This is a genomic window from Spirosoma daeguense (assembly GCF_054776875.1).
Genome location: NZ_BAAHBF010000001.1, coordinates 943,710 through 965,179, shown reverse-complemented (window position 1 = coordinate 965,179; position 21,470 = coordinate 943,710). Strand labels below are relative to the sequence as shown.

16 protein-coding genes and 1 riboswitch are annotated in these 21,470 nt (G+C 48.0%); of the genes, 8 read left to right on the top strand and 8 right to left on the bottom strand.

All coding sequences use genetic code 11. The annotated features are described in order from the left end of the window. Positions 1–38 precede the first annotated feature (38 nt). The 5 genes from ACYVD4_RS03710 to ACYVD4_RS03690 form a co-directional block, all read right to left on the bottom strand. Positions 39–1,415 (bottom strand): serine hydrolase, encoded by a 1,377-nt coding sequence (locus tag ACYVD4_RS03710; protein ID WP_460942521.1) that lies wholly within the window; start codon positions 1,413–1,415, stop codon positions 39–41. 28 nt (positions 1,416–1,443) lie between these two features. Beyond that, positions 1,444–1,854, bottom strand: a complete 411-nt coding sequence (locus ACYVD4_RS03705) for a DUF3471 domain-containing protein (RefSeq protein WP_460942519.1) — start codon at positions 1,852–1,854, stop codon at positions 1,444–1,446. Positions 1,855–1,977: 123 nt separating this feature from the next. Further along, the gene (locus tag ACYVD4_RS03700) at positions 1,978–2,817 is read right to left on the bottom strand and encodes a serine hydrolase domain-containing protein (protein WP_460942517.1); all 840 of its coding nucleotides are present in this window, start codon (positions 2,815–2,817) and stop codon (positions 1,978–1,980) included. Positions 2,818–2,867: 50 nt separating this feature from the next. Next, on the bottom strand, positions 2,868–4,016 hold the full coding sequence (locus tag ACYVD4_RS03695; RefSeq protein WP_460942515.1) for a helix-turn-helix domain-containing protein: 1,149 nt from the start codon (positions 4,014–4,016) through the stop codon (positions 2,868–2,870). Between the two features lie 124 nt (positions 4,017–4,140). Continuing rightward, complete coding sequence (locus ACYVD4_RS03690; RefSeq protein ID WP_460942990.1) at positions 4,141–4,764, bottom strand: hypothetical protein; 624 nt, start codon at positions 4,762–4,764, stop codon at positions 4,141–4,143. 348 nt (positions 4,765–5,112) lie between these two features. Between ACYVD4_RS03690 and ACYVD4_RS03685 the strand changes: the two genes are divergently transcribed. The 5 genes from ACYVD4_RS03685 (at position 5,113) to ACYVD4_RS03665 (ending at position 12,801) form a co-directional block, all read left to right on the top strand. Then, positions 5,113–7,671: a TonB-dependent receptor gene (locus ACYVD4_RS03685; protein WP_460942513.1), complete on the top strand. Its 2,559-nt coding sequence runs from the start codon at positions 5,113–5,115 to the stop codon at positions 7,669–7,671. A 48-nt stretch (positions 7,672–7,719) separates the two neighbouring features. Further along, positions 7,720–8,433 (top strand): outer membrane lipoprotein-sorting protein, encoded by a 714-nt coding sequence (locus ACYVD4_RS03680; protein ID WP_460942511.1) that lies wholly within the window; start codon positions 7,720–7,722, stop codon positions 8,431–8,433. A gap of 188 nt (positions 8,434–8,621) precedes the next feature. Further along, positions 8,622–9,824 (top strand): hypothetical protein, encoded by a 1,203-nt coding sequence (locus ACYVD4_RS03675; protein WP_460942509.1) that lies wholly within the window; start codon positions 8,622–8,624, stop codon positions 9,822–9,824. 250 nt (positions 9,825–10,074) lie between these two features. After that, complete coding sequence (locus tag ACYVD4_RS03670; RefSeq protein ID WP_460942507.1) at positions 10,075–11,742, top strand: hypothetical protein; 1,668 nt, start codon at positions 10,075–10,077, stop codon at positions 11,740–11,742. 114 nt (positions 11,743–11,856) lie between these two features. Continuing rightward, a complete protein-coding gene (locus ACYVD4_RS03665; protein ID WP_460942988.1) occupies positions 11,857–12,801 on the top strand; it encodes a sugar phosphate isomerase/epimerase family protein in 945 nt (314 codons plus the stop codon). 89 nt (positions 12,802–12,890) lie between these two features. On the opposite strand, the gene ACYVD4_RS03660 is transcribed toward ACYVD4_RS03665, so the two are convergent. Beyond that, positions 12,891–13,688, bottom strand: a complete 798-nt coding sequence (locus ACYVD4_RS03660) for an SDR family oxidoreductase (protein ID WP_460942505.1) — start codon at positions 13,686–13,688, stop codon at positions 12,891–12,893. 37 nt (positions 13,689–13,725) lie between these two features. Then, a riboswitch (cobalamin riboswitch) is annotated at positions 13,726–14,005 on the top strand. Between the two features lie 71 nt (positions 14,006–14,076). Here ACYVD4_RS03660 and ACYVD4_RS03655 point away from each other — a divergent pair. From ACYVD4_RS03655 to ACYVD4_RS03645, 3 genes are read left to right on the top strand one after another with little or no spacing between them, the layout of a single operon-like run. Further along, positions 14,077–16,008 (top strand): TonB-dependent receptor plug domain-containing protein, encoded by a 1,932-nt coding sequence (locus tag ACYVD4_RS03655; protein WP_460942503.1) that lies wholly within the window; start codon positions 14,077–14,079, stop codon positions 16,006–16,008. After that, positions 16,005–17,063, top strand: a complete 1,059-nt coding sequence (locus ACYVD4_RS03650) for a YncE family protein (protein ID WP_460942501.1) — start codon at positions 16,005–16,007, stop codon at positions 17,061–17,063. Before ACYVD4_RS03655 ends, ACYVD4_RS03650 begins: the two co-directional genes overlap by 4 nt. Beyond that, complete coding sequence (locus tag ACYVD4_RS03645) at positions 17,060–17,794, top strand: Dph6-related ATP pyrophosphatase (RefSeq protein WP_460942499.1); 735 nt, start codon at positions 17,060–17,062, stop codon at positions 17,792–17,794. The genes ACYVD4_RS03650 and ACYVD4_RS03645 overlap by 4 nt, the downstream gene beginning before the upstream one ends. A 93-nt stretch (positions 17,795–17,887) precedes the next feature. Here ACYVD4_RS03645 and ACYVD4_RS03640 read toward each other — a convergent pair whose 3' ends face one another. After that, positions 17,888–20,467 carry a sodium:solute symporter family protein gene (locus ACYVD4_RS03640; protein WP_460942497.1) on the bottom strand — a complete coding sequence of 860 codons (2,580 nt, stop codon included), beginning with the start codon at positions 20,465–20,467 and terminating at the stop codon, positions 17,888–17,890. A gap of 18 nt (positions 20,468–20,485) precedes the next feature. Next, positions 20,486–21,457 carry a dihydrodipicolinate synthase family protein gene (locus ACYVD4_RS03635; protein WP_460942495.1) on the bottom strand — a complete coding sequence of 324 codons (972 nt, stop codon included), beginning with the start codon at positions 21,455–21,457 and terminating at the stop codon, positions 20,486–20,488. Positions 21,458–21,470 lie beyond the last annotated feature (13 nt).

Here is a 21,470-nt window from a genome sequence, read left to right as displayed (position 1 = left end):
AGTGATGCTATATGTAACACCGACCATCGATGAGTGTTTTAGTCGGTCTTTTTCCAGTCCGTATCCTCGCCATGTTCACGAATTGTAAGACCAATTACCCGGCCCGAAGCATCTCGTTTGAACGTAACCCGGTTGTTGTAAACCCAGACAAAAAATTTGTCCTGACTGCTGGCATACATGGCCAGTTCCGGAACTTGAACTTTGTTACGTCCCAAGGCGTATAACTGACCGTTTCTGAGGTCAATATCGATGGCAAACTGGCGGTTCAGTACGTAGTGCCCAACGTATTGTTTGAGAGTTGTCTCATCGAGCGTTACCGGCTGACGGGCAGGCCAAAGATCATATGGTTTTCCGAATACGATGCTCGACAAACCCATCACGGTCGGGAATACCGAATCGCCGTAATTACCAAAATTGTTGAGCAAAATAATCGTTACGTCCTCATCAGGAAAATGGACAAACTCGGCCATAAAACCCGGATATCCCCCGCTGTGTCGAATATATGATTTGTTGATGTAGTGGCCTATTTCCCAGCCATATCCATAGTTATTCATTCGAGGTTTAAATGCCTGTTTCCATGAACTAGCCGAGAGAAGCTGTTGAGTTGCTACAGCCTTCCCCCACTTGAGCATATCGCTGGTTGTGCTGTACATGGCCCCCGCCGAATAGACTACGGTCGAATCAAAATGCGGGTAGGGTGAATAATAGTTGGTGGTGAGCGTATCGTAACCAAACGCCCTGATCGGCTTCGGAAGATTGATAAAATCGAAGCCTGACTGATTCATGCCGAGCGGCTGAAAAACCAGTTCGCGCATAACCTGTTCATACGGCTTGCCTTCTATCTTCTCAATAACCATCCCCAGCAAGCAATACCCCGAATTGTTATATCCGAATTGCTTACCGGGCGAAAACTCAACGGGCCTGCTTTTTAGTAAATCCAGTAATAATTGCTTAGATACTGGGTGACAAACAATCGCCGAGTCTTCTTCGCCAATGATGTCGGTAAAATTGAACAGACCGGACGTATGAGTCAGTAGGTGATGAAGCGTAATCTTATCGCCGTTCGGAATGTCGGGCACGTATTTACTCAATTTATCGTCTACCGAAAGTTTTCCCTGTTCCTGCAATTTCAGAATCAGTGCCGCCGTAAACGACTTGGTAATCGATAGAATCGGAAAGCGGGTGATGGTATCATTGGGCGCTTCCGATTCGACATGCCGGAGGCCGTACGCTTTGTGGTGCAAAATCTGACCCCGTTGAGCCACCAGCGCAACGCCGTTGAAACGATAAGCCCGTTGCGCGGACAGAAGATATTCGTCTAACTTTTCGGCCGTAGTTTTTACCGATTGTGCTTGAAGCGGAACAGCCGCTAGTTGAATCAATATAATAGCAACAGCCCAGAATAATTGCTTCATAAGAATCTCTAAAAAGGGAGTTGAGAAATTACATCCGCTTTGCCACGAAATCGCCATTCTGATGCACCACCACTTGTGATACGTTTCCAGTTTCGGTTTTATGAAAAGTAAGTTGTGCGTCAACGGCTTTCAGGAAAAAGTCGGTTTCAGTTTCTGGGAAAATTTCAAATTTTCCCTGTCCCGTAACCTGTAAGAATAATTTCCCCTTCTCGAACGTAATAGACAGAATTCGCTTAGGCTCAAGCTGATAATTGCCGACGTATTGACGTAGCAGTTTTTCGTTAAGTGTAATCGTTTTGCGATTCTTCGGAATTTGATACGGTTCGCCGAACGTAATAAACGCCAGATCCCGAACAATCGGGTCAAGAGTTGTCAGGTCCGATGCATCATCTATGTTTGCCAGCACTACAAAAATAACGTCTTCTTTAGGTGCCAGCATAAAGAACGTAGCGTAACCCGGCAGATTCCCGTTCTGAATGGCCAGTGTTTTATTGCCTTTGAACGTATTGATTCCCCAGCCATAGCTCCAGGTTGTTTTGCCAATGGGCGTAAACGCACGTTGTCAGTCGGCTGTACTCAGAAACCGACTCGCCTGAATGGCCTGCGCCCACCGATATAAATCACAAACGGTGCTGTACATACCACCAGCCGCATACCCAACCGTCGAATCGATTGGCGACTCAGCCACCAGAACCGAATCTTTATAATATGTATAGCCAACAGTTTTTTCAGTACGTTTCAGGTTGATAAAATCGAAGCCGGTTTGCGTCATACGTAGTGGTGTCAGAAACCGCTCCCGAATCACAGTTTCAAACGGTTTTCCGGTCAATTTCTCAATAATTAGCCCAAGCAGATAATAACCAGAGTTGGTATACTGCATTTTTGCTCCGGGTTTTCCGGTTGTGGGCTTATTACTGAAAAGCGAAACCATCCGTTCTTTCGCTATCGGACGCGTTACGTCCAGTTTGTCGGGGCCGTCTTTCTGGTAGAGGAAATTCTTGAAATCGTAAATTCCCGACGTATGGGCAAATAGGTCGTTAATTGTAATCTGGTCGGCATTTGGGTAATCGGGAAAATAGTTACTCAACTTATCGTTAACCGACAGTTTTCCTTCGGCCTGTAGTTGCAGAATGGCCGCTCCGGTAAACGTTTTGGTGATGGACCCTAACTGATAAATACTCGACGTATCGTTCGCAATTTTCGCCGATTCATTTCGCCAGCCGTAGCCTTTCTGAATCAGAATTTTTCCCTTTTCGGCAATAAGTACTGTTCCGTTTAATCGATTCTGTCTGGCAACAGCCTGTAAATACTCATCCAATTTTTCGGCAGTCGATTGCGCCGAAACGGATATAAACAAAGAGGGGAGATGCAACGTAGCGAGCGCCCACAAGAATGATTTCATAGCGTGTTGTTTTTGGCACAAATCAGCCTGGAAACAACGTAGCAATCTGCTCAAATCTGGATTTGAGTACTATTTTTTGTATGCTGGCTCACATATTCTTTCGGCGATAGGCCCGTTAGTTGTTTAAACGTCCGTTGAAATGTAGCCTGTGAATTAAAACCGCAATCGAAGGCAATTCCTGTGAGTGTCAGGCGCTCATGCATAGGATCAATAAGCCGACGTTTTACTTCGTCGATCCGATATTCATTGATAAAACTGTTGAAATTCTTATGCAGGTGCTGGTTCAGAACCGCCGAGATAAGTTTGGGCGTTAGTTGGGTATGTTGTCCCAGTTTTTCAACCGTCAGTTCGGGGTCGAGGAAAATCCGGTCTTTGGTCATAGCCTGTTGTAACGTATCAGTAACCTGCTTTACGGTTTCTTCGGAAATTTCGGTTCCAACTGGTTTGGTAGTTTGGATTGCTACGTTCGTGGTGCGGGTTTGTAAATAACCTTTTAGCCCCATCCAATAAATAAGTATGGTTATGGGAACATAAATAGGACACCACCCAAACTGGTCGAGTAAAGCGTTACGTGAGGATGGAATAATATACGGAACCAGGTGAATAAACCAGATGACTTGAAAAATCAGAAAGGCATTGACGCATTGCCGAAGCCAACGTACTTGCGAAGGCTGAATGGCAGAAACTGCTACGTTGTGCTGCTTAAGCAGTCGCTTCGTCAGAAAAAGATAAATCGTTACGGAAGCCCAGCGCGGAATATCGACATACGTATTATACTCGTCCATCACATGTCCCCAACTTGGCCCGTTTTTCTGTTCGATAATGCCCAGCAGTAAACCACTAATAAACACCCAGCCGATTAGTGGGGCTCCTAAATCCAGCACAACCGGATAGAAATGCCATCGTTCATGTTTGCCAAGCTGAAACGACATATCGAGCATTGATTTGGAATAGAAGTAGAGGAGTGGCCCAATCGGCATGGCGACAATGAGCGGCAATAATTCGACGGCAAGGCTAACCCAACGATTGCTAATCGGAATGCCTACGGCCAGGCTCATCAGGCTGAGCAGAAAAATAAGCGTAGCTAAAAGTCGATTCGACAGCCGATTTCGCTTCTGATTTGTCCAGAGCAACGTAGCAAGAATAAATCCCTGCGTTGTGCCTAATAATAGGATAATATCGAACGGAGAAACGGTCATCGTGCAAACAGAAAGACGTCAAAAGAAAGAGATAATGACTGAAGTATTACTCTTTCTTTTGACGTCTGCTCTATAAAATTGACATTCGCTACGTAGCGAATAAGTATGGCTGAATTCAGATGGTTTAATCTACAATCTTCACCTGAATCTTGTGCGGAGCAGGCTGGTTACCACCGAAATATAGGCCCGTGCTGTAGGCAAATGATTTGTTATGCGTAAATGGAATGGTTTTGCCACCTAGCACCTGATAAACTTTACGGTCGTAGTCGATTTTGATGGTCAGTTTGGTGGGCGTATTAATTGACGTTTCGGCTACTTTAAAGTCGGTGCGCACACCGCCAACGTACACATACGCGCCCAAATCGATACGTCCGCGTTGTGGGTTCCAGCGCCAGCCGACCCGCGCGCCATCGACCTGGTGCGGAGGTACGCCTGTTGTGATATCCTGATCTTTCGAGCCAACAAATCCCAATCCAATCACTTTGTTCCAATCGTCGGCGTCGGCTTTCCCAATATCATAAATACAGGTACTGTCGAACGTAACGGTCGCCGTAATTTCTGTAGGGGCAATGATGATACCTACTTTACGTTTCGGGTTGGGTTCATGTTCGCCTGCTTCGATAACAACCCAGTCGGGATTCGATAATAAAAAATCGGGTACGCAGGCACTCATAAACAAGCACAAACCGGCCAATAAGAAACTGAGTTTGAGGATGTGTATCTGAATGGGAGTCTTAAAGCGAAACATGGTTGTGCCGTTAAAATCGGGAATGCTTATGCAAATAACGCTATTAATCAGTGGATTCGTGTTCCGGTAGCTCAGATACGTAGCGCTATATGACGCTTTTAAACCTGTTTTATTCACTGATTGTTAACTCGGCTTAGCCATATCCGTGCCATTTTTTTTAACCGATTTTGTTTTATCGGAATAGATGTCAACCTTTTTGCTGAAAGGTGTACATTAATTGAAAAGTTATTCCATCGTTTTCATTCATCAGCGATAAACCGTCATCCATCCCGTCGAATCCCAACTTCGTCCACTTTCAGTTTCTGACCTTAGAAATCGGTGGCAACTTTGTAGCATCAGAAATATGCTATGAAAACGCACGTCTACTTAACCGCTACTTTTTTACTCTTCGCTTCATCATTAACGTCAGCCTGGGCACAGTTTCCGGGTATGGGGGGGGCGCCCCAACAAAAAGCACTGCCCGGCACTGCCGGAGACCAGAGCCCGAAAGGAAATGCTAAGATTATCGGATCTGTTGTCGATTCAACACAGTCAAAGGCTATTGAGTTTGCCAGTGTTGCGCTCTATAATAGAGCCACCAACAAAACCATCGACGGTACCGTTGCCGACGAAAAAGGAAAATTTGCGTTGACAAAACTAGTTGCCGGTAACTACGACGTATTGGTGAGTTTTGTCGGTTTTCGCAATAAAACGATCAGCAATCTAACGCTAACCAACGGCCAGACACTCGATTTGGGCACGATTAAAGTTTCGTCGAACACCAAAACGCTGGAAGAAGTAACGGTGGTAGGACAGGCTGCTTTGATTGAAGAAAAAGTGGACCGTCTGGTCTATAACGCCGAAAAAGACATAACGGCCAAAGGGGGCGATGCTGCTGACGTATTACGGAAAGTGCCGCTGCTTACGGTCGATTTAGATGGTAACGTATCGTTACGTGGTAGCCAGAATATTCGGGTTTTGATTAACAACAAACCATCTACGATTGTAGCCAGCAGCGTATCGGATGCGTTGAAGCAAATTCCGGCCGATCAGATTAAAACGGTAGAGGTCATTACCAGCCCTTCGGCGAAATACGATGCAGAAGGTTCGGGTGGTATTATCAACATTATCACCAAAAAGAACAGCTTGCAGGGGCTAAACCTCAATATTGATTCAGGGGTCGGTAACCGGGGAGCACAGTTATCGCTAAATGGTAACTATCGCAAAGGTAAGGCGGGTTTTACTCTCGGTGGCTTTGGTCGGGGTATCTACAACACCATCACAAAGACAAATCTGGATCAGACCAGCCGCGTTGGCGACGTAACAACATTGACGCGCCAGAGTGGTGACGGACGTAGCGAGGGCTTATTTGGCCAGTATAATCTTGGTTTCGACTATGATCTGGCCAAAAACCAGAGCTTAACGGCAGGTGTACGTTATGGTGTGCGGAATTTTGCCAACAAGCAGGATTTAGTAACGCAATTGTTCTCCAACGGTGTGCTTGGGTCAACTTCGAACCGGAACGTTGACGCCAAAAACCTGTCGGGTACGGTCGATGTGAACGTCGATTATCTGCATACGTTCAAACCACAGCAGGAATGGAGTATTTCGACGCTCTATAGCCGCAACGACCTGACCAATAATTTCGATGCCAATCTGTTTAACGGAACAGGTGCATTGACAGGCCGCCAGCAGAACCTGAACAGCAATGTGAACGAAGAATTTACGCTTCAGACGGATTATCAGACGCCAATCAAAAAGAATCAGATGCTTGAGTTTGGTGGTAAGGGAATCTTCCGGGAAGTGACTAGTAATTACAAATACCTGTTTGGCGGAGCATCGGGCCCGCTGACAACCGAAGCCAATAACTTGGGCGAACTGACGTACCACCAGAACATTGCTGCTGCGTATTCGTCATATACGTACACGACCAAAAATCGCTACACGTTGAAAGGTGGTCTGCGTTATGAGCATACCTTCATTGATGCCAGCACACGCGAAGGCGGTAATCTGGGAGTTGGTGATTACGGGGTGCTGGTGCCAAGTATCAACGCATCGAAAACAATTAAAGGTACTACGTTGAAATTAGGCTACAATCGCCGGATTCAACGGCCGGGTCTGCAACAACTAAACCCGAACTTCAACGCGGCTAACCCACAAGCTATTCAGCAGGGAAACCCGAACCTGCGTCCTGAGTTAACCAATAACATGGAGTTGGGTGTGAGTAAAACCATCGGTAAAACGTTTATTAACGCTACGTTCTTTGGCCGCTTAACCAACAACGCCATTACGCAGGTAAGTCAGCCATCCGATACCATTGCTGGTGCTGTTGTCACTACGTATCAGAACATTGGTCGTCAACAGGCTTACGGTACAAACCTGTTTGCTAACGTAGCAGCAACATCGAAAATTAACATCGGTATCTTTCTGAATGCGTTCTATACGTCGCTGACAGGGCAAGCAATGGGACTCGACAAAAAGTCGATTGAAATGACCAACGACGGTATGAACATCAGCGGTGGCTCGTTCATCAACGCTACCTTCAAGAATGGCTGGGGTGCTCAGGCATTTGGCTTCCTGCAAGGAAATCAGGTTCAGCTACAGGGAACGCAGGGCGGTTTCGGCTTCTACACGGTGGGTGTGAAGAAAGAGTTTAACAACAAAAAAGCCAGCCTTGGTTTAGCTGCTGAAAACTTCCTGAGTAACCGATTCAATATACACACCGTCTTAAACTCGCCATTGTTTAGTCAGGTAAATGATGTTTACCTTTACAACCGGGGTGTTCGTCTGACCTTTACATTGAAAATCGGTAAAATGACCATGGACGCTCCTCGCAAGAAAGCCAAGTCGGTTAATAACGATGACGTAAAAAGTGATGGTCAGCAAAGTGGCGGTAGTGCTCCTGGAGGTGGCCAGCAACGGAACTAACGTTCCCCAAAACATTCAATAAACTAAACCAACTAAGTATATTTTCTAATGAAAACGAACAAGATTTTAGCCGCTACACTAGCCGTTTGCTTCTCAATTGGTGCTTATGCACAAACTGTTGATGAAATTGTGGATAAACATGTTGCCGCACTCGGTGGTGCCGAAAAACTGGCAAGTGTAAAATCGATCTATACCGAACAGTCGCTGGCAGTGCAGGGCATGGCCATTCCGACCAAATCGACTGTTGTTGTTGGGAAATCAATGCGCTCTGAATCGTCGATTATGGGAAATGCAATGATTCAGGTCGTTGACGGTTCAACGGGCTGGATGATTCGTCCGGCTATGATGGGCGGTTCTGGAGAACCAGAAGATATGCCCGCCGAAATGCTGAAACAAATGGCTGGTCAGCTTGATCCGTTTGGCCCATTGGTAAATTATAAAACGAAAGGCAATGAGGTTGAATTAGTCGGCAAAGAAAAGGTTGACGGTAAAGATAATTTTCACCTGAAAATTAAAACGAAAGAAGGCCGGACAATAGATGAATATCTGGATGTTACTACGTATCTGCCCAGCAAATTCAAAGCAGATATGAACGGTCAGGCTGGCGAAATTTCCTTTTCTGACTATAAAGAGAAAGATGGAATCAAGATGGCAAATACGATGGAAATGATGTCGCCACAAGGTGCACTAACATTTACGACCGAAAAAGTTACCATCAACGGCCCGGTTGACGAAGCTATCTTCAAAAAACCAGCCAAATAATTCCAAGACGTAATAGTCAGGTTTTTTACTGAAGCAGTACTTATGTAAATAGGTACTGCTTTTTTTATTCAGTTTGTAGCCAAATAGATACCATAACTAATTGACCGTAGAATAAACCATTTTTCGACGCAACCTTTCTATCTGATTCAGCATTCTTATTTTTGATTAAGTTAATACTTCCTCTTGCTATGCATTCCGAATTTGCTTCTACCGTACCATCTATTCACAAGTATATTTATGCCGTAGTATTTTCATCGTTCTGCGTGGTTATGGGTTTGCTGTGGGATATTATGTGGCACATGACCATCGGCCGCGATGGTTTGCTGGCTCCTCCACACGTAGTAATTTATGTCGGAGCAATTATTGCCGGCCTTTTTTCTGCCTATCAAATTCTAAACCTGACGCTTACCCGAAATCATCCGGGCCGGGCCGAAGCGGTTCCATTCTGGGGTGTTTTCTACGGGCCATTAGGTGCTATGTTCTGCGTTTGGGGCGCTTTGATGATGCTCACGTCGGCTCCTTTCGATGAGTGGTGGCATAATACGTATGGCCTTGATGTTCAGATTCTGACTCCTCCGCATACCATTCTGGCAATCGGAATCATGACCGTTCAGTTTGGCGCGATGGTTGGCGTGCTGGCGCTTCAGAATCAATACCGAACAATGCCAGAGGGCGAGCTTATGCTTAAGGGCCCTCATGCTACACGACTGAAATGGCTTTTTGCTATTTCGGCAGCTTTACTGCTGACTATGCTATTCGGAGTGGCGTCGGAATCGATGGGTCGATTTGAGTCACATCATTCGGGTTACTACGTAACGGCGGCTATTGTGTTACCGTTTTATGTACTGGCCGTTGGCCGGGCGTCGCTGCTACGTTGGCCAATAACAACCATTGCAGGTTTACATATGTTAGCGCTGGTTCTGCCAAGCTGGATTCTTCAGTTTTTTCCAGCTACTCCGCGACTAGGGCCTGTATTGAATCCAATCACCCATTACCAGCCTTTCCACTTCCCGATGCTGCTCATTGTTCCTGCGTTTGCACTTGATTGGTTGATGCATCGCTTTGAGAAGCCTGAAGTGGGCAGGAAGATAAATGATTGGGTATTGGCTCTTATTTATGCCGTTGTATTTATGCTGTTATTACTGGCTGTTCAGTGGCCTTTTGGCGAATTTTTGCAAACATCACCCTACGCACGTAACGGTTTCTTCCTGTCTAATTCCTGGTCATACGATAGCCCGCCGGATTGGGAGTACCGTTTCGCCTACGCGCCCTGGAACAGTCAGTCGACGGCTGATTTCTGGCTCGGTTTCGGCGAAGCTTTACTCTATGCTACGTTATCGGCACGCATTGGCCTTTTCTGGGGCAACTGGATGAAACGTATCGCCCGCTAGAATTCATGGCCCCAACAGGCTCCGGCTGTTTGATCCGAAAGCTGAGTTGTAACTACCCTCAATTTTAATCAAACAGCCAGAGCCTGTTGGGGCCTTGCACTACCATTAGTCGATAGTACACGGATTTTTTATGATCGTTATGATTATCCTGACCTGTTTTTAAATCTCACAAGATAGCTCATTGAAAATCATAAAAACCCGTGTTCTGTCGAAGCCATTATTAACAATACCTGATTATAAAACCTCATTCATGAATATGATTAACTGGAAGCCAGTAGCATGGCTTTTCTCTCTTTTCTTTCTCATCACTACGTCTGCTACGTATGCGCACATTGGTAGTTCGGGCGTAATTGTTCAGAAGCAAGTCGGTAAATACCAGCTCCTTATCAGTATCAGCCCGCCCGACGTAGTGCCCGGAACAGCAAAGGTGACCGTGTTTGTAGAGCAGGGTAGGGTGATACGTATCGGCGCACGACCAATCTATTTTCGTTCCGGCGACAAGGGCGCACCTACGCATGATGTGCTTACACCTGTTGGTCAGAATCGCTATGAAGCCGATTTATGGCTGATGGATTCTGGCTCGTCAAGTGTCGAAATCAGTATTGATGGGCCAGATGGAAAAGAGCAGGTTGTGGTTCCCGTTATGGCCATTGCCACGGCCATGCGCGATATGCCCGCCGGAACCGGATGGGGCTTGGCGGCTATTGGCCTGTTGCTGGTCGTTATGCTCATCACGATTATTGGTGCCAGCAATGCCGATGGAATTACAGCACCCGGCCAACCCGAAACACCGAAGCTTCAGCGGAAGCGGCTGGTAGGAATGGCGATAGGTTTAGTGACCGTTACGTTGATTATGGTGGGCTGGCGATCATGGTGGAACAGTACGGCCGAGGATTATAAAAAAGAACAGTTATATAAACCAGCACGTATCAATACGTCGATACGTATTGGCGATGCGCAACGGCACCTCACGATTCAGTTCGATACGTCGGGAGACAGAAAGCGAAAACGGTTATTCAGTTATCTGCTTCCTGATCACGGTAAATTGATGCACACCTTTCTGGTACGTATTCCGGGATTGGATGCGTTTGCCCATCTGCACCCTAATCGACGTGATTCGCTCAATTTTGAAGCCGCTTTGCCATCACTTCCGGGCGGTAAGTACCTGGTTTATTCGGACGTAGTGTACCGAAGCGGTTTTGCCGAAACGTTAACAGATACCGTCGACGTACCTTTTCTGAAAATCAGCGCCGAAGCGGCTGCCAACGCCAAACCATCTGACCCGGACGATAGCTGGCTTATTACCGATCCGATGGGCGTAAAAGCCAATGCCGTGAACGTACCGCATCTGGATAACGACATGGTTGTTTGTGGTAAACCCAGCGCCAGCGTGAAACTGGACGATGGCTCGACTATGCTTTGGATGGATGAGCCCAGTGAGTCTCTGGAATCTGGCAAGCTCTATACCTTGAAATTTGCCGTTGCCGATGCGCAGGGTAAAGCTGCGCCAATAGAACCCTATTTGGGAATGCCCGGTCATGCCGCCATACTACGTTCCGATGGGTCGGTATACATTCATTTGCATCCCGTTGGTACGTATTCGATGGCTGCCGAAGGTTCGCTGGTGAGCCGTATTGCCGATACGTCGCGGACGTTTCATTATCCGAATGCCGCTCAGTTTCGCGATAGTATCGATACGTATATTCAGAAACTGAAAACGGTTTCAGAAACCGAAAAAAATCGGTTGTTGATGGCCGAATTGCCCGGTATGAACCATGTCATGAAAGTCAACAATATGGTTGAGTTTCCATATGCTTTTCCCCGCGCGGGTCACTACCGAATCTGGGTACAGGTGAAACGTAACGGGCGCGTGCTGACGGGCGTGTTCGATACGCAGGTAAACGAACCGCTGTTTTAAAGGAGTAGTTTAGGCTGGTTTTTGGTTTTTGACTGCATAAATCCATTGTCCGAAAACAAACCGATTCAGGAAGGACAGTTATCTAAACGCTTCTGGCATTATTCGCCCTTTTTTATGGCTCAATCCGTAACTCGTCGTCAGGCATTGACCGCGCTGACGGCCACCACCGGCGCATCGCTTATGTCGACATCCGCTTTACCTGCATCAAGCCCGACGGCTGCGGCTCCATTCACGCTTTGCCTGAATATGAGTACCATTCGCGGCCACAAACTTGGTTTTGTGAAAGAGTTGGAAGTAGCTTCGAAAGCGGGATTTCGCTCTGTTGAAATATGGATTGAAACCTTGCAGAATTACCTGAAATCGGGTGCTACGACGGCTGATGCCCGTAAAGTTCTGGCCGATACAGGAATCAAGGTTGAAAACGCCATTGGTTTCGCGCCGTGGATTGTGGATGATGAAGCCACCCGGACAAAAGGTCTCGACCAGATGAAGCGCGAGATGGAAATGCTGGCCGAAGTAGGTTGTAAGCGCGTAGCAACGCCCCCCATCGGTGCCCAATCGCCCGGAAGTCCGAAGGTTGATTTATATAAAGCTGCCGAGCGTTACCGTACTATTCTGGAAATGGGCGATAAAACAGGTGTGGTACCTCAACTGGAATTATGGGGCTTTTCACCTAATCTGAGCCGGTTGAGCGAAGTGATGTTTGTGGCTATCGAAAGCGGTCATCCGTCGGCGCGGGTGCTGCTCGATATCTATCACCTCTACAAGGGCGGCTCCAGTATGGATAGTTTAAAATTGGTAGGTAAACCCGGTATCGAAATCTTCCACGTAAACGACTACACCGCCGATTTCCCCCGCGAGAAAATTACCGATGCCGACCGGGTTTTTGTGGGCGATGGTGTTGCACCGATTAAAGAGACGCTGAAAATCATCAAGCGTACCGATCAGCCTATCATCTTGTCGCTGGAAGTCTTCAATAAAAAATACTACGAGCAGGACGCAGCTACCGTCACGAAAACCGCCATGACGAAAATGAAGGCGATGATCGCTGGGATTTGAGTAGTTAGCCAGTAGAATAAGCCCTTCCCCTGAATTCAGGGGAAGGGTTGGGATGGGATAAAATGACCATTCAACCGTTGGTAGCCCAATCAAAACGCCCACGCCATCAAGCCGCCATCGACCGCCAGCGTTTGTCCGGTAACGTAGCTGGATGCGGGCATGCTCAGAAACGAAACAACCGACGCTACTTCTTCTGGCTCGCCAGTCCGATTCATCGGCGTACGCTTCAAAATACCCGTTAATTTTTCAGGGTTAGTCAAAACCGGTTGAGCCAGCGGTGTATTGATGTACCAAGGCGCTACCGAATTAACACGAATCCCATCGGCCGCCCATTCGACCGCCAGATTACGTGTCAGTTGAACCAGTGCCGCTTTGGTCATGCCATACAGCGAACCACTGCTGGTAGATGCCAATCCCGAAACGGACGTAATAAAGATAATTTTCCCCCCAGACGTAGCGTCAGAAATCGCTACGTTATTCGACGATTTCAATAACGGGTAAGCCGCCTGACTCATTTCATAAGCCGAGCGGAGATTCGTATTCAAGACAAACTCATAATCAGAAGAGGTATAATCGGCAGTCGATTTACGGACGTTGGTGCCCGTATTATTCACCAGAATATCCAGCCTATCCCAAATTTTACCAACCGCTTCGATTACCTGCGTAGCCGCTCCGGGCTGGCTCATATCGGCGGCTAACCCGTCCACTACGTGTCCCTGTTGCCTATAATCGGTTAGTTGCTGCTGAAGTAACGTATTATCTCGTGCTACGATAAACACGGCTGCGCCGAGGTCGAGAAATTGGCGAACAATGGCCTCGCCGATGCCTTTTGTGCCGCCTGTTACAAGTGCGCGTTGCCCCTGTAACGACCAGAGCGATGTGTTCATAAATCAGGTTGTTAAGAATATTCTGCAAATAACGCTACCTTTGCGTTTAGTTTTCGGTGCCTGATGCCATTTCGTGGTGGCTTTCACGGCTTAAAAGGGAAGTTGGTGCAATACCAACGCTGTCCCCGCAACTGTAAATCATAGTTAATGAATAATAGAAAATGAATCATCGATAAGGACAAGCGTTGTTCATTATCCATTTTACATTATTCGTTAAAAATCGGTTCATACTACGTAGCCACTGCCCTGATTATCAGCGCGGGAAGGTTCGAGCCGATTTGATGAGCCAGGAGACCTGCCGACGATAATCCGCTGTTTGGGTGTTCGGAGGAAACGCCTTGATCGCGTGTCGAATTGAGTAGTCGACACACTTTTTTGATTAGCAACTGTGAATATTCGAGCCCTTTGGTGGTGGGTATTGGGCCTTTCTGTCGGCTTGTGTGCCGGACAGCGTAGTTATGCGCAAACGGATTCATCGCGTACGCTGTCGGCGGTGACGGTACGCGCCATCGCGCCCGAGCGGTTCATTGCCGGGCAGAAACTCCAGCGTATCGATTCTACTACGTTGCTCCAGTTTCGGTTTGGTAACCTCGCTGATTTATTGACGTTCAATACGCCACTCGCCTTTAAAAATTACGGTTCTGGTCAGTTGGCTACGGTTTCGTTTCGGGGTACGTCGGCCAATCATACGGCAGTTCTCTGGAATGGTATCAACATCAACCAGCCAAATCTGGGCCAGACCGATTTCTCGACCCTTCCGGTAGCGGGTTTCAACCGCCTTTCGGTGCAGTACGGGGCGGGTGGTTGCGTGGTTGGTTCCGATGCTGTCGGTGGTAGTATTTTGCTAGGCAGTGCGCCTGACTGGAAAGAAAAAGTGGGTGTAACACTGGGGCAACAAATAAGCTCGTTTCAAAATTATCAGACGCAATTGGGTATTCGCTACGGAAGCGCGCTGGGCGAATCGTGGCAGTTTTCTGGCCGGACATTCGGCTATCGGCACCAGTTGAACAATAAATATCCGTATCAGGAACGTAACGGTTATTTTATGGAGCCATCGACTACGGCACAACGCGGACTGGTACAAGATTTATTTTTTCGGCATAAAAGTGGTAAGCAACTGTCTGTAAATGCGTGGCTTACCGACAACGATCTGGTGATTGCCCCACAGGATGCCATTGCCCGCGAACGTACCCGCACGCAGTCGGCCCGGTTTCTGACTACCTATGAAGTGAACCAGTTGAGCGTTCGGTTAGGTTGGATTCGCGATATTATTGATTACGGCAAAGGTGATTTTTTACAACCCAGTCACACCGAAACCGACCGTTTTATTGGCCGCGCAGAACGCGAATTTAACTTCGCGCCAACAAGCAAATCATTGTCTCTGAATTTGCGGCTTGGTGGCGAATGGTCGCATTACCGAACGAGAACGGATGGATACGGCGGTGGTTTGATTACTGAAAATCGGCAGGATTTGTACGCGCTACTACGTCTGCAAACGTCGCGCTGGCTGGTTTCGGCTAATCTTCGGCAAACCTTCGTTACACGATTCCATCCACCGTTAACGCCTTCGGTGGGGGCCGAATATCGGTTACTGCAACGTAATGCTGTGGTGCTGACGGCCAAAGGATCGGTAGGTTTCAGTTATCGGGTGCCAACCCTGAACGAACGCTATTGGCTCGTACTGGGAAACCCCGACCAGCGACCGGAACGCGGATTTAATATAGAAGGTGGACTAGCGGCAAACGTTACGTTGTCGGATTACCTTAAACTCAATACCGAAGCAACCGTATATCGCAACCGGGTTGACGACTGGGCTTTCTGGAATCCGGATAAAAATTACCATGTCGAGAACCTTCAGTTGGTTGTAGCCCGTGGAATTGAGGCTAACGCTACGTTGAGTTTTGTACGTAACGACTGGCAGGCAGGTTTACGATTGGGGTACGGGCTTACGCGGGCATCGCAGGAGCGTGCCTATAATGTGTATGCACAGGATGTTATCGGCAAGCAACTCGTATTCGTTCCGATACATACGGGTACGCTGAATGCTTATGTTCAACGCGCCAAAACTCGACTAACGGTACAGGTGCAGACTACGTCGAAACGCTACGTTACGTTCGATAACAGCCAGTTTTTCAAGGGTGTTACGTTAGTCAATATCCTGCTTGAACAGACAACAAAGCTCGGAACTGTGCCGATACGTGTGCAGGCACAAGCCAATAATATACTTGATGCGCTGGCGATCAGCGCCAAACGCAATGCCCTTCCCGGACGGAACTGGGCGCTTAATGTGATTATTAATTTTCCATCTGACAACCAATGAAAAAACAAGTGACGAAAGGAGTGGCTCTGGCCATCGTGGCGCTGAGTGCCTGGAACTGTAAAACATCTGACCCAGAGCCAACACCCTACGAATCAGGCGTTATTATCCTGAACGCGGGTAACTTTAGTCAGAACAACGGCACAATTTCGTTCGTGCCACGGGGTAGCCAAACGGCCTTAACCGATATTTTTCGGACAGCAAATCCGAGTCTGGGAGCAAGCGGTGGTATGCAGGGCTATACGGAAGTGAATGGTAAGGGTATCATTCTAGTCGATAATAGTACCCCTAGTCAGGATAAAGTTGAAGTGGTTGAAGCCGGTACGTTTAAAAGTCGGTTCACGCTGAAAACGCCCGACATCGAAAATCCGCGTCAGGTGATTATGGCTGGCCCGAACAAAGCCTATGTTAGCTGTTGGGACGTATCGGGCGATTTCTCGAACGGAACGTTTTACAAAGACCCCGGCTATATTGCCGTTGTTGATTTGAATCAGGGTAAAGTCACGAAGAAAATACCAGCTGTAAAAGGTGCTGAGCGTATGGTATTGGTTGGAACCGAGGTATTTGTCGGAAGCAATGCGTTCAGCGGTAACAAAACGTTATTGGTTATTGATGCAAACACGGATACGGAGAAGCAACGTATTGATTTTGGCGTAGCACCCGAACCGATTGGCGTTGATGCCGACGGAAAACTCTGGATACTGGCAGGTAAAGATCTGGTTCAGGTTAACCCAGCCGACCGCACAACGGCTAAGCGTCTGACGTTTGCCGCAACGCCCGGTAATATCACGCTTAACGCCGATAAACGTCGTTTTTACTACACCTTAAGTGGAAGAACATATCGGCTGGAAACAACTTCGACTACAGCTTCAGGCAGTCAGGTGATTGCTCGTTCGTTTGCGGCACTGGGCATTGACCCACAAACCCGCCAGATTTATGGCAGCCAATCTCCACAACTTTATACACAGGCTGGCTACGTAATCCGGTATGACGAAGGCGGTACGCTGATTGATTCCGTGAAAGCTGAAATTGCGCCTTCTGGTTTTTATTTCCGATGAGCCGGGAGCGAGCTGTTATGAACTGGAGCGGGGGCAAAGATTCGTCCCTCGCTCTGTATCATAGCCTTCGGTTAGGGAAATGGGACGTAACGCACTTGTTGACGTCGGTCAATGATCAGCACCAGCGAGTGAGTATGCACGGTGTTCGGATTGAGTTGCTTCAGGCGCAGGCCAGCCGTTTGCAGTTGCCTTTGGAAATGCTACGTCTGTCGGGCAACGTATCGATGGAGGATTATAATGCCCGGATGTATGATACGTTGCAACGCTTACAAAAACAGGACGTAACGACGTCGATTTTCGGTGATATTTTTCTCGAAGATTTACGACAATACCGCGAGAATCAACTCGCTCAGGTAAACCTGAAAGCGGCTTTCCCGCTGTGGCAACGTAACACAACCGAATTGGTGCATGAATTTGTCGATTTAGGATTTCGGGCGGTGCTGGTATGCGTGAACGAGAAACAGCTAAGCGCTGATTTTATCGGACGTGAACTAGATTTAGAACTCCTTAAAGATTTGCCCAAAAACGTAGACCCTTGTGGCGAAAATGGTGAATATCATTCGTTTGTGTACGATGGCCCTATTTTTACATCGCCCATTCCATTTGTGAAAGGTGAAATCGTCCGACGCACATACACGACTTCGGGAAACACCGATTGCCATACAGATACGTCGGATAAATCGTGGGATACGGGCTTCTGGTATCAGGATTTAATGCCTTCTGAAGAATAAAATTACTTTTCTCTTTTTAACCGAGATCCCTGTTGATTAGCTGAATTACCCCAATGTCGGGCTTGATAGTTCAGTTTTTCAACAGGGATTACTTTATTGATCAATACCCGCTACGAGTTCTTTCGTTGGGTTTTTCTGCGGAAATAAAGGGCTGAATAGGAGGCCAAAAACAATGCAGCCGATAATACCAACGCCGGGGTATAAAAAGAAATGAACCCAACTGTTGGCCTGTACGAAATAAAGCAGGAGAGCACTCAGCAGAAAGCCAATCAGAATACCCTGACTGTTTATTTTCGGAAAGAAAATTCCCGCAATAAACATGCCCGCAAGACAGCCGCCAAACATCCCTGTTAGCTTCAGATATTGATCCCAGATGGATGCATTTTGCAGGTAAACCAGCCCGATGGCAATGCCAATACCGGCAATTCCTAAACCTAACGTAGCAAGTCGGGCAAATCGAAAACGTTGTTTATCAGATGATTTTGGTTTGAGATGTCGGTAAAAATCGGTCGTCATTACCGTAGCAATCGAATTCATACTCGATGAAATAGTTGACATGGTTGCGGCAAATAGCCCGGCAATCACAAGCCCTCGCAGACCGACTGGCAGTTGGGTAGAAATGTACCAGGGAAACACATCGTCGGTACGTCCCATTGGGTTCAGAGCGCCCGGATTATGTCGGAAGAATACCCAGAGTGCAGTGCCTACACTGAAAAAAATGAGCGTTGCCGGTATCACCAGCAGCGCATTGGTCCAGATCGATTGACGTGCTTCGGCTTCCGTCGGCGTGGTCAGATAGCGTTGTACAACTACCTGATCGGACGAGTACGTAGTGAGTTGTGACAGGAAATTACCGACCAGCACGACCCAGAGCACCGGCTCCGTAATGGCCCACCCAGGATTGATCAGATGCAATTTTCCGGCTTCGGTCGCTTCACGAAACATCGACCCGAAACCACCTGTCGCGTTGGCGATAAAAAATAAACTCGCGAAGGCTCCACCCAGCAAAATCCCAACCTGCGCCACCTCGGTCCAGACAACCGCTTCGATACCGCCCGAAATTGTGTAGAGCACCGTAATTACGCTCATCAGCACGATACAGGCCATCAGATTCAGTCCCGTAACCGTACTTAGCACCAGCGCGGGCAGATACGTAACGATACCCAAACGCCCAACCTGAAATAGCACAAACGTAAGACTTCCCAGTAGTTTTACCCGTTGATTGAAACGTAGTGCCAGAAATTCGTAGACGCTGGTAATCTTGATCTTACGGAAATAAGGCAGAAACCAATACGCTACAATGGGCGCTACCACTACAATCATTACGTTGGCAAACAGGTACGTCCAATCGGTAGCGAACGTTTTGGCAGGAATCGCAATAAATGTCAATGCGCTTAGTTTCGACCCGAAAATACTCAGCCCAGCGGCCCACCACGGAATGTTCTGTCCACCCAAAAAAAAGTCGTCGGTAGATGCTCCCATTTTGCGCGCTACATAGGTACTGATGCCAATGACCAGTAGAAAATAAAAGCCGACAACGCCCCAATCCCAGCCCCCAAACGCTCCTGCCTGTTGTATAGGCGAAGCCGTCAGCACACGGTTGGTACGTACACCGGGTCGTACTTCACCACCCGGCAACACAATTTGTCCGTCCCAAACGACCGATGGGGTTGTAACGGGAGCCCATGTACTGGCCATCGGATTGCCAGGCGCGTCATTTTTTTTGTCGGTGAATACTGAACCCGATGCTGCCCATGAATTGGTGAGTGTATGATAGGCCAGTATATCGGTGCGAAAACCGGGGTGATTTTCTTTCAGAATCGTATTTTTGTCGGCATTTGCACCATCATCTCCACCCAATACAAGCAAATGGTTTTGTCCGGCTGCGAAGGCTGGCGAAGGAGCCGCTACGGTTGGATGTGGCAGATCGGTAAGGCGTTGCCAGCTTTTCTGGGCTGGATTGTACGCGTAAGCATCTGTCAGATAGCGCCGTTTTATGGCCTTCGTCTGAGTATCCTGATAAACTTCCGTTCCGCTGAAGAGAAAGAATTTACTATCCTGCGCACCCGCAACGGCCAGCATCCGACCCGGCCCCGGCCAGCCCGAAAGACGTTGCCATTGAGCGTCTGGTTTCATCAAATCCAGACATAAAAACAGGTTTTCGGCGGTGGTATCTGCTGGTGATTCGATACCACCCGCTACGTAGACAACACCGTTCAAAAGGGCACCGGAAGCATTGGCGAGTGGTTGCGGCAGCGGACGTAGCGTTTTGGTGGCGAGTTTACCGTTCTGGTAACTCAGCATAAATACGTCGGTATAATGCCGTTCGCCGTCGGCTCCACCGATGCATAAAACACCTTCGGGCGTGGTCAGCGAGATAGCATAGCCCATTTTTCGGGGCAACGTACCTGCTTTTTTCCAGGAGCCGCCTTTATTTTCCAGTACAAAAACGTCGTCGTACCATGTCTTTGGTGTTTTTCCCCAGGGACCAATATTATCGGGGAAGTTGGCTCCCCCACCAATTAGCAGTGCGCCATTACTGACACCTGCCATGGAGCCCGCAAAACCGACTGGATCAGGTACAGGCGGTAATTGCCCCCACGAAAGCGACTGGGATTGTGCAAACTGACTCATCAGTAGTAGCCATAAAAAGGGTACGACAAAACGATGCATAGTACTGAAAATTAATGCTTAACGTAACTGACCGTTTGGGTTTCCTGCTACCTTCAGCGATTGCTTTTCTGATACGTCCTGAAGCCGTTTCCAGAAGCCGATGGTGTCCAGTTCGGTATAGAGCTGATCGTACTGTGCCGATGTTAGTTTGGTTAATGGTAACCGACATGGACCAACATCATAACCCAGCATGTGCATAATGGCTTTCTGAGCTGGAATCGCCGGATATTTGACAAAAGCACGTACCATATCGACCAGATGCGCCATGCAGGTGCGGGCTTCTTCCTGATTGCCTGCTACGTAGTGCTGCTGAACTTCCAGATAAAGAGGAGCGGCAAAATTATACGTACTGCCGATGGCTGCCTGAGCCCCTAAACTCAATGCGGGTAGCAGCATTTCATCGTACCCAAACAGGACGTCGTAACGACCATTTTCATAGCGGAGACAGGTCTGATATTCCCAGAGCGTATTGGCGGTGTACTTGATGCCGCGCAGGTTCGGAATCTGGGTTTCGCTCAGGCGCAGAAATTCGACCATATCCAGCCCGATACCTGTCAGAACCGGAATATGGTAATAATAAAACGGCATGTTCGGTTCGGCAGCGGCAATTTCGGCCATGCTATCAACCAGATTCTGGACAGATGACGGCTTAAAATAAAAGGCCGCGACCGACGAGGCTGCATCGGCACCGATAGAATAGGCATGACGTAGCAACTCCTGCGATTCGCGAATGCTGGAATGTCCAACGTGAACCCAGATCGGCAATCGTCCCGCCGACGCTTTTACGAAGGCTTCGGCCACGGTCATGCGCTCCTGCGTAGTCATGTTCGGGCCTTCGCCGTTGCTGCCGCAGATGAAAGCCCCGCTGAGTCCATCGGCCACCAGTTTATCGACCAGTGTTGGAATCAGCGACAAATTGAGTGAGCCATCTTCGTGAAACGGTGTGAATGGAGCTGCTAACAGCCCTTCGGTTTTTGGGGGATTTAACATGCGTTCAGGTAAT

Bases quoted from the DNA above. Each gene is read 5' to 3' on its own strand.
- ACYVD4_RS03690 (WP_460942990.1), bottom strand. From the start codon at position 4,764: ATGTTTCGCTTTAAGACTCCCATTCAGATACACATCCTCAAACTCAGT.
- ACYVD4_RS03700 (WP_460942517.1), bottom strand. From the start codon at position 2,817: ATGAAATCATTCTTGTGGGCGCTCGCTACGTTGCATCTCCCCTCTTTG.
- ACYVD4_RS03695 (WP_460942515.1), bottom strand. From the start codon at position 4,016: ATGACCGTTTCTCCGTTCGATATTATCCTATTATTAGGCACAACGCAG.
- ACYVD4_RS03670 (WP_460942507.1), top strand. From the start codon at position 10,075: ATGAATATGATTAACTGGAAGCCAGTAGCATGGCTTTTCTCTCTTTTC.
- ACYVD4_RS03685 (WP_460942513.1), top strand. From the start codon at position 5,113: ATGAAAACGCACGTCTACTTAACCGCTACTTTTTTACTCTTCGCTTCA.
- ACYVD4_RS03635 (WP_460942495.1), bottom strand. From the start codon at position 21,457: ATGTTAAATCCCCCAAAAACCGAAGGGCTGTTAGCAGCTCCATTCACA.
- ACYVD4_RS03705 (WP_460942519.1), bottom strand. From the start codon at position 1,854: ATGCTGGCACCTAAAGAAGACGTTATTTTTGTAGTGCTGGCAAACATA.
- ACYVD4_RS03650 (WP_460942501.1), top strand. From the start codon at position 16,005: ATGAAAAAACAAGTGACGAAAGGAGTGGCTCTGGCCATCGTGGCGCTG.
- ACYVD4_RS03680 (WP_460942511.1), top strand. From the start codon at position 7,720: ATGAAAACGAACAAGATTTTAGCCGCTACACTAGCCGTTTGCTTCTCA.
- ACYVD4_RS03640 (WP_460942497.1), bottom strand. From the start codon at position 20,467: ATGCATCGTTTTGTCGTACCCTTTTTATGGCTACTACTGATGAGTCAG.
- ACYVD4_RS03665 (WP_460942988.1), top strand. From the start codon at position 11,857: ATGGCTCAATCCGTAACTCGTCGTCAGGCATTGACCGCGCTGACGGCC.
- ACYVD4_RS03710 (WP_460942521.1), bottom strand. From the start codon at position 1,415: ATGAAGCAATTATTCTGGGCTGTTGCTATTATATTGATTCAACTAGCG.
- ACYVD4_RS03675 (WP_460942509.1), top strand. From the start codon at position 8,622: ATGCATTCCGAATTTGCTTCTACCGTACCATCTATTCACAAGTATATT.
- ACYVD4_RS03645 (WP_460942499.1), top strand. From the start codon at position 17,060: ATGAGCCGGGAGCGAGCTGTTATGAACTGGAGCGGGGGCAAAGATTCG.
- ACYVD4_RS03660 (WP_460942505.1), bottom strand. From the start codon at position 13,688: ATGAACACATCGCTCTGGTCGTTACAGGGGCAACGCGCACTTGTAACA.